Consider the following 16114-nt stretch of genomic DNA (forward strand, 5'->3'; position numbering starts at 1 on the left):
CGAACACCCCTTACCTCAGCCGCCAGGCGGCCCCTAATCGCGACAGAAACCCTGCCGGAAATCCCGGAATATTTCCTTAAACGCAGCCGATGATAATTGGTACAAAAAAGCAGTCATAGGCTTCAAAACGTCGGTCAATTTGCCGAAATTCGCGTCCGTCGAACCAAAACCACACCTCAGCGGCTCAAAATCCAGTTCAAAACCGCCCGCCAGTCGGTCATGCGCACCGGCGTTCCATGCGTGCCTGTCTCAAAAAGCGTGAAGCGCGCCGGCTCTCCCGCCTTCAGCAAGGTGCGGAAGATGGTGGCCTGGCTGTCGGCGGAATACACCTTGTCGGCGCTGCCATGGGTGAACCACACCGGCTTTTTGGCTTTCGCAAAGGCGCTCTTCGGAAAATCGGGATCGACCGCGCCGCCGAGGATCGCCATACCCTTGAGATTGCCGACCGTGGCCTTGTCGCGGCTGATGCCGTAGCAGATGAAGCTGCCCATGGAGGCGCAGGCCAACACCACCGGCTTACCGCCGGATTTGCTGGCCGCATAGGTGATCAGTGCGGAAACGTCGGCAACGCCATTTGCATCGAAGGACCGTACGCTCGGCACATAATAGGTGCCGCCATTGGCGACAGCCAGATTTTTCAGCCGGTTGAAATTGCCGCCGAACGTATAGTCGTTCATGCCAAGCCGCCGGTCGCCGCCGCGCCCGTGGATGAAGATCACGGTGAAGGCCTGCCCGGATGATGGCCCGACGCGGCCCACCTCAAGCGCCCTGCCCTCAACCGCCACGGATTCCATCGCCTGCGCTGTCTTGGGCGCCATGTCCACATATTGCCGCTTCACCCGCCGTTCCGGTACCTCGTCGCGGCCGTTGATGTCGCGCATCTCCTGATAATCGATCACCTCAGATGCGCCGCCATCGGCCGTGGAAAGCGCTGGCTGGCTGGAAAAAAGCTCGTCCTTGAACGGCCGCAGCGGCCCGTCCGCCGCCCCGGCACCGCCCGGCATCGCCGCAACAGTCAGGCAGAAAAGAGTACAAAACGTGAAATGAGCTGTGGACATGACTTGGTTAACCGTTCATTCGTGGCTGCGAGACTTGCCATTGCCAGGGCGGCAGCGCAATCCTCCTGTTGCGAAACCCTGACATAGTCGTGGCATAGGGTGCGCCGCGTTAGGCCACACGCCCTGCACGTTTGGCGCTATACTCGCCCCTATTGGCATACTGATTCGCTTGGCGAAATTCTGACGACACGCTTTTTTGAACCTTGGACATGATGGACGATAGCAACGATCTCTTCTCCGGTCTTCCGGTGGCACCAAACAGCGAAACGGAAAAGAACGAGGACACGGCAAAACCCGTGAAGGCCCCGGTGTCCGCAGCCGCGAACGTGAACGTGCAACCGAAACCAGCAGCCGTTGCGGCCGTCACGACGCCCCCGCCTCCAGCGCCCGTGTCCCCCTCCGGTGACGACTACGGCGCCTCGTCGATCCGCGTGCTCGAAGGGCTGGAACCGGTGCGCATGCGGCCCGGCATGTATATTGGCGGCACCGACGAGAAGGCGCTTCACCACCTCTTTGCCGAAGTCATCGACAACTCCATGGACGAGGCCGTCGCAGGCCACGCCAATTTCATCGAGGTCCATCTCGATACCGAGGGTTTCCTAACCGTCACCGATAACGGACGCGGCATTCCCGTGGAAAACCATCCGCAGGTTCCAGGCAAGTCGACGCTCGAAGTCATCATGACCAAGCTGCATGCCGGCGGCAAGTTCGACGGCAAGGCCTATGAAACCTCCGGCGGCCTGCATGGCGTCGGCGTTTCCGTGGTCAATGCGCTGTCCGATCTTCTGGAAGTGGAAGTCGCCCGTAACCGCAAGCTTTACCGCCAGCGCTTTTCGCGCGGCGCGCCCATAGGCGGTCTTGAAGAACTGGGTGACGTGCACAACCGACGCGGCACCCGCGTGCGGTTCCATCCGGACCCGCAGATCTTCGGCGATCACGCAAAATTCGAACCGGCGCGCATCTTCCGCATGGCCCGCTCCAAGGCCTATCTCTTCGGCGGCGTCGAAATCCGCTGGAGCTGCGATCCCGGCATGGTGCCCGCCGGTGGCGAAATCCCCGAAAAGGCCGTGTTCCATTTCCCCGGTGGTCTGAAGGACTATCTGGCGGCCACGCTCGGCAAGGAATTCACCGTCACCCGCGAGATTTTCTCCGGCCGCACCGAAAAGACCGGTGGCCACGGTGCGCTGGAATGGGCTGTGACCTGGTATGGCGGCGACACGCAGATCCATTCCTATTGCAACACCATCCCGACGCCTGAAGGCGGTACGCATGAGGCCGGTTTCCGCATCGCGCTCACCAAGGGCCTTAAGAACTATGCGGAGCTGACCCAGAACAAGCGCGCCAGGGAAATCACCACCGATGACGTGATGATCTCGGCAGCGGGCATGCTCTCCGTCTTCATCCGCGAGCCGGAATTCGTCGGCCAGACCAAGGACAAGCTCGCGACCGTCGAGGCCCAGCGCATCGTCGAAAATGCGCTGCGCGATCCCTTCGACCATTATCTCACCGGCAACCCGGGCGAAGCGGCGAAGCTGCTGGACTGGGTGATCGAGCGCGCCGAAGAACGCCTGCGCCGCCGCAAGGAAAAGGAAGTCAACCGCAAGACGGCGGTGCGCAAGCTGCGCCTGCCCGGCAAGCTGGCGGACTGCTCGCAGAACACGGCCGAGAATGCCGAGCTTTTCATCGTCGAGGGTGACTCGGCTGGCGGCTCGGCCAAGCAGGCGCGCAACCGCGCCAATCAGGCCATCCTGCCGCTGCGCGGCAAGATCCTCAACGTCGGCAGCGCCAGCCGTGAAAAACTCTCGGCCAACCAGCAGATCGCCGATCTCATCCAGGCGCTGGGCTGCGGCACACGCACCAAGTACCGCGAAGAAGATTTGCGTTACGAACGCATCATCATCATGACGGATGCCGACGTCGATGGCGCTCACATCGCCTCGCTGCTCATTACCTTCTTCTATCAGGAAATGCCGGAACTCATTCGCGGCAACCACCTCTATCTCGCAGTGCCGCCGCTCTACGTCATCCGTCAGGGTGCCAAGAGCGCCTATGCCCGCGACGACGCCCACCGCGCCGAGTTGATGGAAACCGTCTTCAAGGGCAAGAAGGTCGAAATCGGCCGCTTCAAAGGCCTTGGCGAAATGATGGCGGCACAGCTGAAGGAAACCACCATGGATCCCGAAAAGCGCACCCTGCTGCGCGTCGAGATCGATGATGTGGATTTCGAAGGCACCCGCGAGGCGGTCGACAATCTGATGGGCACCAAGGCGGATGCCCGCTTCCGCTTCATTCAGGAACGCGCTGCCTTCGCGGATAATCTGGATATCTGATCAACCGTCCCGGCCAGCCATGCGCCAACCGGGACGCTTTTTGTCATGCCGCCGCCACATCTTCGCGAACGTCCAGAATGCGGTCGATCAATCCCCATTCCAGTGCCTCTTCCACCGTCATGAAACGGTCGCGATCCATTGCCGCTTCAAACTCGTCATAGCTGCGCTTGCAATGCTCGGCATAAAGCCGCGTCATTCGGTGCTTTGTCTGCCTGATTTCTTCAGCATGGATGAGCATATCCGACGCCTGCCCCTGAAACCCGCCGGACGGCTGGTGAATGAGGATGCTGGCGTTGGGCAATGCCGCCCGCGCGCCCGGTTCGCCCGCCATAAGCAGGAACGAGCCCATGGAACGGGCGGTCCCCATGCACAGAGTATGAACCGGCGCGCGGATGTAGCGCATGGTGTCGTACATTGCGAGACCGCTGGTCACGACACCGCCTGGAGAATTGATGTAGAGATGGATTGGCTTCTTCGGGTTTTCTGCCTCGAGAAACAGCAATTGCGCGCAGACAAGCGCGGAAACAGCGTCGTTGACCTCACCGTTGAGAAAGATGATCCTTTCCCGCAACAGCCGGGAATAGATGTCGAAAGACCTTTCTCCCCTTGCGGATTGTTCAACTACCATAGGGACGAGTTGCATCGCTTCGCGCATCGGCGAACTCCTGTCGTTTGAAAATGTAAGGAAATGTGGTGGATCAGGCGGCGAGCTTGATCGGAGAACCGTTGTGGTTTGCGGCAGCCTTTGTCATCCGACCGGAACCGGTGATGGGCAACTCATGAATGACCCGCAGGCTGGTGCCGCCGCTCGCGTTAGGTGCAATCCTGAAGGTGACGGTGCTTTCCAGAAAAGGCGGAACGTCATCCCGCATCCTGTAACAGACCTCCTTCCCCGGGGTGATCCTGATCGCCTCGGGTTCAGCCAAAGCCTCCTTCGGCAACCAGTTTTCACGGAAGGCCGGAATGCTGATCGCACGCCAGACTTTTTGCGGCGGCTCATCGAGATCATATTCCAACTCGATACCGGGTTTCGGTGCTGCGGGCAGTTCCCTGTTCATTGATCCATATCCTTCAGCAAGAGCTTGAGTGCTTCTACGCGCTGCGGCCAGTAGGCGCGGTATTTGCCAAGCCACGTAGCAATCCGTGTCAGCCCATCCGGATCGACCTCGTAATTGACGAAACGGCCCTGCCGCCGTTCGACTACCAGCCCCGCCCCCCGCAGCACGGCAAGATGCTGAGACATGGCCGGCTGGCTGATATCGATGCCTTCGCGCAAGGCGGAAGCGTTCTGGGCACCATCCGCGAGCTTTTCGAAAATGGCGCGGCGTGTCGGATCGGCCAGCGCCCGGAAAATATCATTCTCTGTCATAACAACAGATAAGCATACACTTATGTCATTAGCAAGTCCCGCCGCCTGCATTCGCTTCGCAAGGCAGGCTTTTTCGCTCCCGCACCCTCTTCTGCCGTGAACGCTTTATGTGCTCGCGCGTTTTCACCCGGCCTGATAATCTTCAGGCCGGGAGTGATCAAAACAAGTGACTGCATTTACGGTCTTTATCGCCATGGTGCTGCTGGTCGTCGGACCAGGCCTGTTTGTTGTCATCAGCAAGCAGCGGGAAAAGGCCATTCCCAAACGCCCCTCCAATGCCCTGCCCGTTGCCGAGGATGCGACCGGGCTCGATCGCCACTGGCAGTCGATAAGGAACGGCTGGAACGAGAAAAACGCGCTCTGCCTGCTGCATTCCAATCTGGATGCCTTTGCAGTGCGCATGGCGGCGGCGCGGGCGGCCGGACGCAGCCTTGATCTAATGTATTACATGTGGAATGCCGACCTGACCGGTCGGCTGATGATGCGCGAGGTTATTGCCGCAGCAGACCGCGGCGTGCGCGTGAGGCTGCTTCTGGACGATCTCGGCGTCTCGATGTCCGACCGCATCTTCCACGCCATCGACAGCCATCCCAATATCGAGCTGCGGCTCTTCAACCCAACCAGGGCGCGGGAAAACATCTTGTATCGAAGCCTGGAACTGGTCCTCCGGTTCCGAAGCGTCAACCGGCGCATGCACAATAAGGCGTGGATTGCCGATGGACGCGCTGTGATTGTTGGCGGCCGTAATATTGGCGATGCCTATTTCGATGCCGCCGAACGGGCCAATTTCCACGATTTCGACATTCTCGGTTTCGGCAGGATCGTTGCGGATGCCACCGAAATCTTCGACGACTACTGGAACAGCGCCGTTTCCGTTCCCGTGCGCTCGCTTCTCGCGCGCAGGCCGAGCAAGCTCGCCAGGTTACGGCGCGAGCTTGCTGCCCTGCCGAAAAGCGAGGCTGCCAAACCCTATCTCGAGCGCGTCGAAAACCAATATGGCAGCGGACATTTCCTGATGTCGGACCGCCTGCATTGGGTCGATGAAGCCGACGTGCTTGCTGACCCGCCGGAAAAAGCGGCGGGAAAACGCCGCAACGGCCACAACTTCCTGATGGAGAGCCTGCTGCCGCTGATGCAGGCGGCAAATGACAGCCTGCACATCACCTCCCCCTATTTCATTCCCGGCAAACAGGGCTTGGACATTTTTGCAAACCTTGCCGAGCGCGGCGTCTCGGTTGCCATCCTCACCAACTCGCTGGCTGCAACAGATGTTGCCGCCGTTCACGCCGGTTACGCACGGTATCGAAAGCCGCTTCTGCTGGGCGGGGTGCGCCTGCATGAATTGCGTGCACAGGCGGACCAGCCAAGCTTTACGCTTCGCGGTTCAGGACAGGCGAGCCTCCACACCAAGGCTTTCTCCCGCGACGGCAAGACCGGCTATATCGGCTCGCTCAATTTCGATCCGCGCTCCGCTTCTCTCAACACGGAAATGGGCGTCGTTTTCACCTCCGCTCCGCTGGTTGCGCGCATGGACGAGATATTCAGCGAAGAGATCCGCCGCTCGATGAGCTTCGAGCTGGATATAGACAATGGCAATCGCATCGTCTGGATGACCGAAGAACACGGCCAGCCGAAGACATACCGGCGTGAACCGGACGCTGCCATCAGCCGCCGGATCGTCGCGGGCATCATGCGTTTCCTGCCGCTCGAGTCTCAGCTTTGACGTGTCGCGGCCTTGACCACGAGAAGTCCGGTCAGGCCGCCGGTCTCACGCCAGCCTTGGCTAGCTGTATCTGCACCAGCGTGTCGAGGTTCTGGTTGACGCGGCAATAAAATTCCTCGTCGATGAAGGGCCGCAGCATGAAATCGTTGCCGCCCGCCTTCAGAAACCGCGCAGACAAAAGCCGGTTGGTGGAGGAGGAAACGCCGATGATGCGCAACTCGTGCGAGCCGCGCACGGTGCGGATGCGCCGTGTCAGTTCGAAACCGTCAATATCGGGCATGTTGTAGTCGGTCACCACCAGCCCGATATCGGGATTGGCCTTCAGGATTTCGAGCGCCTTCGCACCGCTATCGGCAAGGCTGACGCGGAAATTATAACGCTTGAGGCGGCTTGAAAGCAGCGCCCGCGCCGTCGGGCTGTCATCGACGATCAGCACATGGTGGCGGTGGTTGGTGAGGAACCGACAGATGGATTCCGTCAGCATGTCCACGGCAAAGATATTGTCTTTCAGAATGTAGTCGACCACATTCTTGGCGATCAGCGTTTCGCGGGTCGCCTCATGAAACGTGCTGGTGAAAACGATGGTCGGGATCGAAAGATCGATCAGATATTCCAGCGCCTCGCCATTTTCCGCCCCCGGAAGATTGATGTTGGAAATCGCAAGCGTCACGGGTTCGGCCGAGTGTTCGTAGCACGCCTGCAACTCCTCGAAGTTGCGGCACACCTCCACGGAAACGCCCAGCAATTCCTTCAGGCGCATGCTCACCATCTGGGTGAACACATTGGTATCTTCCGCCAGTAAGATGCGGCAATTGGTAAAAGGCACACCCGAATATTGCATGCCCGTAATGCCCAGAAAATTCATTTTGTCCCAGTCCCCCGTCGTCTTTCACGGGAAATTAGCAGGCGTATTTTTCAGAATGATTAATAACACTTTTGCCTGAAAACAGTCGGCATACATGCTTACCCAAAAGAAAACACGGCCCCGAGGGAGGGCCGTGTTTCGAATGCTTCCAGGAAAATGCCTCAGGCGCGCAGCAGAGCGTTTTCCGTATCGAAGGGGCTTTCTTCCACGACCTCGGCATCATAAAGCGTGCCGAGAATGCGGATTTTCAGCTTCGTGCCAATCGTGGCATATTCCGGTTTCAGCATGGCAAGCGCAATCGATTTGCCGATACGCCAGCCAAAACCGCCGCTTGTCACACGGCCGGCAAGTGCGCCATCTGCATCGAAGATGGCTTCCGAACCGCGCGCATCGACATCCGTATTGCCCGACACGGTCAGCGTCGAGAATACCGATTTCAAGCCGGCTTCCTTGTAGGCCACCAGCGCATCGCGGCCGATGAAATTTTTCTCCGGACGCAGGAACCGGTCGAGACCGGATTCATAGGCGTTATATTCGACCGAAAGCTCGCGGCCCATGTTGCGATACGACTTTTCGAGCGACATCGACACCATAGCCCGAATACCGAATGGCTTGATGCCGAATTCGGCGCCCGCTTCCATCAGCCGGTCGAAGATGTAGTTCTGCATTTCGATAGGATGGTGCAATTCCCAGCCCAGTTCGCCGACGAAGTTGACGCGCAGCGCATGCGCTGTTGCCACGCCCACGGAAATCTGCTTCGCCGTCAGCCACGGGAAATCCTTGTTCTCGAGGCTGGTGCGGGTCAGCTTCTTCAGGAGATCGCGCGACTTCGGACCGGCAAGCACCAGCACGCCGTATTTCTGGGTGATCGGCTGCAGCACTACGGAACCGTCGGTGGGCGCAAGGCGCTGGAGCACGTCATGATCGTGCGCCTCAAGACCGCCGGCGGACACCAGATAGAACCGGCCCGGTGCCCATTCATAGACGGTGAACTCCACCTTCACGCCGCCATTCGGCGTCAGAAGGTGAGTCAGCGCAATACGGCCGCGCTTCTTCGGCACGATATTGGCGAGAATGCTGTCCAGCCAGGCGCGCGCGCCGGGACCGGAGACTTCCATCTTGGCGAAGGCCGACATGTCAAGCACGCCGACATTCTGGGTGACGTTCTTCACCTCGTTGCCGACATGTTCGAAATAGTTCGAGCGGCGGAACGACCACTTCTCGACGATACGGCCATCGTCCAGTGGCGGCGCATAGTTGTGGCTGGTGATGACATCAGCACCGACGCCGAGGTCCTCTTCGCGCAGCGCATAACCTTCCGGCGCATACCAGTTGGCACGCTCCCAGCCGTAAACAGAACCGAACACGCCGCCGAGCTTCTTCAGACGGTCGTAAACCGGCGTCGTCTTCAGCGGACGGGCAGCGGAACGTTCTTCATCAGGGTAATGCATGGTAAAGACGTTGGCATAGGCTTCCTCATTCTTGGCAATGAGGTAACCTTCCGTTGCGTGGGGGCCGAAGCGGCGCGGATCGACACCCATCAGATCGAGAGTGGGCTCACCATCGACGATCCATTCGGCAAGCTGCCAGCCAGCACCACCGGCAGCGGTGATGCCGAAGGAGTGGCCTTCGTTCAGCCAGAAATTCTTCAGGCCTGGTGCCGGACCGACGATCGGGTTGCCATCAGGCGTATAGGCGATAGCGCCGTTATAGACCTTCTTGATACCGACTTCGCCGAAAGCCGGAACGCGCACCATCGCCGTTTCGATATGCGGCATTAGGCGGTCGAGTTCCTCCTGGAACAGCTCATATTCGCTATCGTCAGAGGGACCGTCGACATAACAGACCGGAGCGCCGACTTCGTAAGGGCCGAGGATCAGACCGCCGGCCTCCTCGCGCATGTACCAGGCCGAATCCGATTCACGCAGAACGCCCATTTCCGGCAGACCCTGACGGCGGCGCTCCAGAATGGCCGGATGCGGCTCGGTGACGATATATTGGTGCTCGACCGGGATGACCGGAATATTGATGCCGACCATCTCGCCAGTCTTGCGGGCAAAGGAGCCGGTGCAGGAGATGATATGTTCGGCGATGATCTCGCCCTTATCCGTCGTCACCTTCCAGTGACCATCGTCCAGCTGCTCGATGGCGGTGACGGTGGTGTTGCGATAGATGGTGGCGCCACGGTCGCGCGCGCCCTTGGCCAGCGCCTGCGTCAGGTCGGCGGGCTGGATATAACCATCATCGGGATGCTGGATGGCGCCCAGCAGGCCGTCCGTCTCGCAAAGCGGCCAGATTTCCTTCACCTGCTCCGGCGTCAGCATGTTGACCCGCACACCGATGGTCTCGGCAATGCCGGCATAATACATATATTCGTCCCAGCGATCCTTGGTGCGGGCGAGACGAATGTTAGAAACCTTGGAGAAACCGACATTCATGCCGGTCTCTTCCTGAAGCTCCTCGTAGAACTTCACCGAATATTTGTGGATCTGGCCGACCGAGTAGCTCATGTTGAACAGCGGCAAAAGACCGGCTGCGTGCCAGGTGGAACCGGAGGTCAGTTCCTTGCGCTCGATAAGGACGCTGTCGCTCCAGCCCTTCTTGGCAAGATGATAAAGCGTCGAAACGCCGACGACGCCGCCACCGATCACCACCGCCCGTGCATGTGTCTTCATTTACAGAACCCCTAAAAAGCGCCGGCATTGCCTGTCGTGCTGCCAAATCGATGGGATGGAATATGAAGCGCCCAGCGGCCGTTCAGCCGCCTGATTGCGACATGGCCATAGGGTGCTGCGACAGGGGAGAAAATGCCGTCGCTGGAGGCGGGATTCAAACCGCCGTCGCCTTTTGAAGACGACGGCGGCGCACATATGGGAAAATGCCAACCGGAACAGATCAGGTGTCAGCCAACACGGATTAGAGCCTGAAGCGCTGGATAAACCGTCTATCTGGTCTGAAGCTGCAATTGCATCCCCCGCACATCCGGGCCGTCCAAGTTTAACCCCTTTATAACGTCGTTGCCGGGAACGATGATCGAGTTCTTGAGGACAGGACCGCCTGGCAGATTGTGTATCCCGCCGCCGCCACCGGGCGGAGGTGGTGGCGGCGGAAAAACGCCACCACCATCCTTGCTGCAAGGTGGAATGCGATAAATGCAATCATCGTTGAATTGCGCAATATCTCCACTCACAGACGGGCGAACCACATCCTGCGCATTTGCCAGAAACGGAAAAAACATACCGAAGAGAAAAATAGCCAGTCTCATTTCGCAACCTCCTGGGAAGATGCACAAATCTTGGCGCGGTCTTTCACGTCTTTGCCAGCGGCAGCTTTTGCAGCGGCGTCCAGCCATGCGGGCGTGCTGTTGCGCATACCGATGGAAACGCTGTTGAAGCCTATGACGAGCGGCCTCGCAAACTGGCTATCGGAAAAGAGGCCGGAACTGTTTGTGCTTCGAATGGTGTTGTCATTGCCGGCCATGTTTTCGGCCGCCGGCTGCTGGCCCTGCGGACCTGTGGTCGCGGCAACGTCCGCACCATCCAGAGTCTTCTTGACGTCGGCTTTGTTTCCCCCCGCATCGATGAAACCCGATCGTGCCCGGCCGTTGGTGACCTTTACCCCGCGTGTCAGAAACGCCTGACGCACGACCAGCAGGCGAATGTCGTAAATATAGCGCGAACCACAATCCTCTGTCTCGGCGGTTCTCAAAATGTTGCGGCTAAGAATGTACGAGAGTTTTTCGCGAAGATAGTCGTCGGCGCAATAGACCTTGGTGTCGTCATCATTGCAAAACCGCATCAGCGCATTTTGTGCGTGGAAGGGATTGATCGCATAGGTCTGCACATTCTGAAGCTCGATTTCCTCGATATCCGCCCGTGCGCCACCGAAGGCGATATTGCGTAAAAGTCCTGCCATTCCTTCCTTGCGTTCTATCCTGATGACGGGAAACAGCGCGTCCTTCACCACCAGGCCAGACGTCGTCCCATCCACAGCAACCTCCGTACGCGGTTGAGCAATCGACAGAGACTTTTTATCCTCCAACCAGGTGCTGTCGCCGAAATAAGGCGCCTCAGACTTGACCCCGAGATATCCCCGCAAATTAGGTATCTGGGTGATCTTGACGTAGCGACCGATGAAGGCTTCGCTTTCGAGGTCGGTGGGCAAAGACTTGAACTTGTGGCCCGAATCCACGACCTCGGCGATGATGTCTCCGACATAAATATCCTCCTGTGGAGGATAGACCGGCTCGATGCCCAGTCTGCGGATGGATTCATTCCAGCGTTTCGGCAGGTAATCATCCGTCACATCGGTTTGGCCCATCAGGAAAAACAGACCGGCAGAACCGATAACGACACCTGTCGCCAGTAAGGATACTCGGGCGGCATGGGGTGTCACCCACCTCCACGCACTCCTCAATTTTTCCCGCAAAGACGTTTTTGCGGGAACTTGGCCCGGAGGCTGGGCAGGCTGGGCAGGCTGGGCAGGCTGGGCATTTCCATCTATTGGATCCGACATATGAACCCCGAAAGAAAAAGAAATAAATTAAGCTATAACGGCAATATATCAACTTGAAGTTTAATCAGCAATACAGTCATAGAGGGTATTTCTATTATATTTTTACGACGAAACTTCGTCAGATATCTGCACCGCCTAGATGAAAATTGCGGGCATGATTATAATCCGCCACAAGCGCACGGCATACTTCCCCCGCCCTGCCCGAAAAAATATTAAACACCGGCGGGGCCGCGGCAAAAATCGCCGCAGCCGCAGCCGGTCAGTTGCTCTTGGCGGCGTTTTTTGCCGTCGGCTTCATTTCCGGACCGGCCTTGTCGCTCGCCTTGCCGGCATCATTATCCTTGTCCGTTCCGCCCTCAGGTGCCGCCGCGCCCGTATGCGCCACCACCGCCTTGTCACCCTCTTCCGAAAGCAGCGCCGCCAGCATTTGCGGATTGGCATCGCCTTCCACGTGGATGTTGAGGTTACGCTGCGGGAACGGGATGGCGATCCCCTCTTCGCGGAAGCGTTTGAGGATTGCAATCCTCAGCGCGTTTTTCACGCCAAGCCCGTTCGAAAGATCGGCGAGGTGGAAACGCAATTCGAAATCCAGCGAGAAGTCGCCGAAACGGAGGAATTCCACATGCGGCTCGGGGTTGCGCAGTACGGGCGGCTGGGTGCGCACCAGTTCCAGCAGAATATCCATGACCTGCTGCGGATCGGATTCATAGGAAACTGAAACCGGAATTTCCGCACGCATGATGCGGTTGCGGTGTGTCCAGTTGCCGACCGAGGAATTGATGAATTCCGAGTTTGGCACGATGATCGACTGGCCGCGGAAGGTTTCAATCTCGGTCGCGCGCACCGAAAGCCGCTTGACCGTGCCTTCAGTCGTGCCTGTCACCACCCAGTCACCCACCTTGAAGGGACGCTCGACCAGCAGGATGAGGCCGGAGACGAAGTTCGAGACGATGTTCTGAAGGCCGAAACCGATACCGACCGAAAGGGCAGACGCCACCAGCGCCAGGCTGGAGAGGTTAAGACCGGCGGAAGAGACGCCGAAAATGGCCGCAACCGCAATGCCGAGATACCCGATGCCGGTCTTGACCGAGTTGCGCACGCCCGCATCCACCTGCCCGCGCGCCATGACGTTGTTATCCAGCCACTTCTGGAACCAGCGTGTAATGATGTAGCCGATGGCAAAGACAAGGACGCCGCCGAACAGGCCGATCAGCGAGATGGAGGCATTGCCGACGGTGATGCCGGTCAGCAGACGATAGGCCCAGCTTTCGATATCGCCCGGCTGGAACCCCCAGGAAAACAGGATGAGCGGCACGCCGAAGGCGAGTGCGATGACATAGATGCCGAGCCCTGCCGCAAGACCGGCCTGATCCAGCGCAACCGGGCCGAGACCGTAGCGCCGCCCGAGATAACGCCCGGCCAGGGATTCGGAAAAGGCGCCCTGTCGCGAAATCGCCTTGCCGGAAAGAATGCCGATATACATCGTTGCGAGCACCGCACCCGTGGCGACGATCTGCGTGGCAAGGAACCGCGCCAGCCCCACATAACCCGTCAGGCAGGCGCCGATGAGAACAAGCCCGCCGACCCTGAGCAGAATGACCAGCCAGCGCGGCAGGCGCTGGTTGCCGGTCTCGTAGTCCTGCCCCTCACCGATCACCGGGCGCAGGAACGACACGGTGAGCAGGATGATGCCAATGATGATGGAGGCAATGAAGCTCTTGGCAACGGTGACGATCAGCGGCGAATAGAGCGTCTCGCTGATCGTGCCGAACAGATAATCGAGACCGTTGACGAGCGCCATCAAAAGCACGGCCGAGGACAGCGTGTGCGCCCCGCGATTGGAAACCTGCAACAGACGCCATTCCGGCTGCGTCGGCGCAAAGATAGCGTAGCTCAGCCGCGACACGAAATAGACGAAGCCAGTAATTGCCATGGCCCCGAACAGGATCGGCGCTATATCGGAACGAAGCACGTTGAAATTATCGAGGAAAAACGCCGAGGTCACCAGAAACAGGAAAAGCGACAGCGACTGCACCATGGTTGACCAGAAGGCCACCGAAAGCCGCCGCAGATAGGAAGGCTCTCCGGTAAAGGCCCGCCTTTCCATGCGGCTGCCGAAAAAGCGGTAACCGCCCACCAGAAACAACAGCGCCGCCATGATCGACAGCATCACTGCCCCGAACATCGGCAGGCGTTTGTAGTTCCACACGAAACCCGCCCAGCTGCTGAAGGCGTTGTTGAGATTGGTCAGCTCGCTCACGAAGGCGGAAGAGGCGTCGCCCAGCGTCTGGGAAGAGACTTCGGTGCGCTTGAACAGGGTCGCGGCAAAAAGTGCCCGGCGAACTGCCGTAATGTTGTTGGAAATCTGCGCGGCGTTGGTGGCAGTGCTCTCCACCTCGCCGGCAATGGCATTCACCTCGGCGCGCTCCGCCGTCAGCCGGGAGCGCTCCTCCGTCACCATGCTCGCTTCGGGCGGCTGTCCTTCCGCCGGGGCGGCACCAAGCGCGTCGAGACGCGTCTTGATCTGGTCCAGACGGGTCCGCAACTTGGTATTGGCGGCGGCAGCATCGGCTGCAATGGTATCGGCGCGTCCCTTCAGGTCCACCAGCTGCACGTCATCGCTGCCGCCCGCCTCCACCTGTTTGGCGATTGCCGAAATATCGGCCTTCCATTTTTCCAGATCCGTACGCGCCTGCTCGACGATGGAAGCCTGGATAGCGACTGGCGCGGCCGCTGGCGCATCCTGCGCCGACGCCAAGGTTGCGGACGACAGAAAGCTGCCAAGGAGGGTGAGTACCGCGACCATTATCGCGGCCAGGGCGGCCTTTCGCCGCCGGCCGGATAAAGGCCCGCCGAACATCGGCCTACCGTCAATCATTCCGCCAAACATCAACCGCACATCCATGCCTTTCATATCTTCACCCAGCATCAGGCTATTTACCGCCTGCCGCGCAGAAAACCACCCGCAAAAAGCGAGGTTTTCGAGAGTCTACCTTGCTTTTCACCCGGAGAATCATCACCTTCAATGTTGCAGCAATCATGGGAGGAAATCATGGAATCTGCTGGTATTGGCTGGATCGCAGCTATCATCATCGGTGGTGTCGCCGGGTGGCTCGCCGAACAATTCATGAAAAGCAATATGGGTGTTTTCATGAACATCCTACTTGGAATCGTCGGCGCGATCGTCGCCAACGCCATTCTCTCGGTATTCGGAATCGTTTTGACCGGATGGATCGGTTATCTCATCGCCGGCTTCATCGGCGCCTGCATCCTCATCGTCATAGGCAGAGCCTTCCGGCGCGGATAGCAAAACACAAAATCCGTAAAATCCCGGATTTCCAGCGTTTTCCAGCGCGACTGAAATTTTTTCGTCACAAAAATCGAAGAAATTTCATTTCCGCGCTGGACAAGCCGAAACTTCCCCTTTATAGCCCCCCTCACACCGCCACACGGTGTCGGTCGGGTGATTAGCTCAGTTGGTAGAGCAGCTGACTCTTAATCAGCGGGTCGTAGGTTCGAGCCCTACATCACCCACCAAATTCTTTAAAAATGACAAGACGTTGCGGTGCTAAGTTAAAGCATCGCCTTCGGCGCCGAGGACTGAAAAAACAGTCCGCATTCGGCGCGCCTAAACATGCGGCCGCGACAGTGGACCCACCTCCCAAGAAAACCTACAACTTCGTTTCGGGTATGATTTTTGTCCCGATAAAACGTGGCCCCAAGGGCCGCCCGGCAATACGGCTTCCGAATTCCTCGGTGAAGGGAACAGGCGCTGCCCGCTTCACCGCGTCGATGGCGGAATCGATAAAGGCTTGCCGTCTTGGACTGTCTTCCTGCGGGCGCGCGGCGGTGACGACTACCTTGCCCCTTATCTGCCCATCCTTATGCAGAATGAACTGCAGCGTCACGACAAGCCCCTCCGTGTCTTCCGGCGGCACCCAGCATGCGTAAATCGCATCGAACATTTCGTTGAGGTTGCTGACCGGAGCAGGATCGTTGCAGACCCGCGACTGGCCCAAAGCCTGCGTCAGAAAACCCGCGTACAGGGTGGCCAGTGCCACGATACCCGGCAGCTTGAGGCCGCGGGAGAATGAAAACGAACGTTTGCACAAAAATCCAGTATCCTCCGTCGGAAAGCGATCAGCCTGGCCCACCCACCAGTTAACGTCATTTTTGAAAAAATATTTTTTCAGTAAAAACCCTCCTGTGATTCATTAATGAATATATATAAAAGCATAAAATCCACGATACATA

Annotated in this window: 13 protein-coding genes and 1 tRNA gene; 4 read left to right on the forward strand and 10 right to left on the reverse strand. The window is 58.6% G+C overall.

Features of this window, described 5'->3' with window-relative positions; all coding sequences use genetic code 11:
* Positions 1-176: 176 nt before the first annotated feature.
* Complete coding sequence (locus CRP02_RS19385; RefSeq protein WP_097172044.1) at positions 177-1058, reverse strand: dienelactone hydrolase family protein; 882 nt, start codon at positions 1056-1058, stop codon at positions 177-179.
* 209 nt (positions 1059-1267) lie between these two features.
* Between CRP02_RS19385 and parE the strand changes: the two genes are divergently transcribed.
* Positions 1268-3388 carry a DNA topoisomerase IV subunit B gene (gene parE / locus CRP02_RS19390; protein ID WP_013636223.1) on the forward strand — a complete coding sequence of 707 codons (2121 nt, stop codon included), beginning with the start codon at positions 1268-1270 and terminating at the stop codon, positions 3386-3388.
* A gap of 43 nt (positions 3389-3431) precedes the next feature.
* Here the strand turns inward: parE and CRP02_RS19395 are convergent, their stop codons facing one another.
* Genes CRP02_RS19395 through CRP02_RS19405 form a run of 3 tightly spaced genes read right to left on the reverse strand, consistent with a single transcriptional unit; the run spans position 3432 to position 4757 of the window.
* Positions 3432-4043 carry an ATP-dependent Clp protease proteolytic subunit gene (locus tag CRP02_RS19395; RefSeq protein WP_097102701.1) on the reverse strand — a complete coding sequence of 204 codons (612 nt, stop codon included), beginning with the start codon at positions 4041-4043 and terminating at the stop codon, positions 3432-3434.
* A 43-nt stretch (positions 4044-4086) separates the two neighbouring features.
* A complete protein-coding gene (locus CRP02_RS19400) occupies positions 4087-4446 on the reverse strand; it encodes an SRPBCC family protein (RefSeq protein ID WP_097172045.1) in 360 nt (119 codons plus the stop codon).
* Entirely contained in the window at positions 4443-4757 is a 315-nt protein-coding gene (locus CRP02_RS19405) for an ArsR/SmtB family transcription factor (protein WP_026330922.1), read from the reverse strand. Before CRP02_RS19405 ends, CRP02_RS19400 begins: the two co-directional genes overlap by 4 nt.
* A 166-nt stretch (positions 4758-4923) precedes the next feature.
* On the opposite strand from CRP02_RS19405, the gene CRP02_RS19410 reads away from it, so the two are divergent.
* A complete protein-coding gene (locus CRP02_RS19410) occupies positions 4924-6480 on the forward strand; it encodes a phospholipase D family protein (RefSeq protein ID WP_097172046.1) in 1557 nt (518 codons plus the stop codon).
* A 31-nt stretch (positions 6481-6511) separates the two neighbouring features.
* On the opposite strand, the gene CRP02_RS19415 is transcribed toward CRP02_RS19410, so the two are convergent.
* The 5 genes from CRP02_RS19415 to CRP02_RS19435 form a co-directional block, all read right to left on the reverse strand.
* Complete coding sequence (locus tag CRP02_RS19415; RefSeq protein WP_003515447.1) at positions 6512-7345, reverse strand: response regulator; 834 nt, start codon at positions 7343-7345, stop codon at positions 6512-6514.
* 161 nt (positions 7346-7506) lie between these two features.
* A complete protein-coding gene (locus CRP02_RS19420; RefSeq protein ID WP_097172047.1) occupies positions 7507-10020 on the reverse strand; it encodes a GcvT family protein in 2514 nt (837 codons plus the stop codon).
* A gap of 269 nt (positions 10021-10289) precedes the next feature.
* Entirely contained in the window at positions 10290-10610 is a 321-nt protein-coding gene (locus CRP02_RS19425) for a hypothetical protein (RefSeq protein ID WP_097172048.1), read from the reverse strand.
* Positions 10607-11740, reverse strand: a complete 1134-nt coding sequence (locus tag CRP02_RS19430) for a hypothetical protein (RefSeq protein WP_097172049.1) — start codon at positions 11738-11740, stop codon at positions 10607-10609. The genes CRP02_RS19425 and CRP02_RS19430 overlap by 4 nt, the downstream gene beginning before the upstream one ends.
* A 379-nt stretch (positions 11741-12119) precedes the next feature.
* Positions 12120-14789: a mechanosensitive ion channel family protein gene (locus tag CRP02_RS19435; RefSeq protein WP_323455379.1), complete on the reverse strand. Its 2670-nt coding sequence runs from the start codon at positions 14787-14789 to the stop codon at positions 12120-12122.
* Positions 14790-14912: 123 nt separating this feature from the next.
* Here CRP02_RS19435 and CRP02_RS19440 point away from each other — a divergent pair, with 123 nt between their 5' ends.
* Both CRP02_RS19440 and CRP02_RS19445 read left to right on the forward strand, forming a co-directional pair.
* Positions 14913-15167 carry a GlsB/YeaQ/YmgE family stress response membrane protein gene (locus CRP02_RS19440; RefSeq protein ID WP_003515453.1) on the forward strand — a complete coding sequence of 85 codons (255 nt, stop codon included), beginning with the start codon at positions 14913-14915 and terminating at the stop codon, positions 15165-15167.
* A 154-nt stretch (positions 15168-15321) separates the two neighbouring features.
* Positions 15322-15397, forward strand: a tRNA-Lys gene (locus CRP02_RS19445).
* A gap of 134 nt (positions 15398-15531) precedes the next feature.
* Here CRP02_RS19445 and CRP02_RS19450 read toward each other — a convergent pair.
* Positions 15532-15972, reverse strand: a complete 441-nt coding sequence (locus CRP02_RS19450; protein WP_097172850.1) for a hypothetical protein — start codon at positions 15970-15972, stop codon at positions 15532-15534.
* Positions 15973-16114: the final 142 nt, after the last annotated feature.

The organism is Rhizobium sp. AN5 (assembly GCF_900215255.1).
Lineage (GTDB): Bacteria > Pseudomonadota > Alphaproteobacteria > Rhizobiales > Rhizobiaceae > Agrobacterium > Agrobacterium tumefaciens.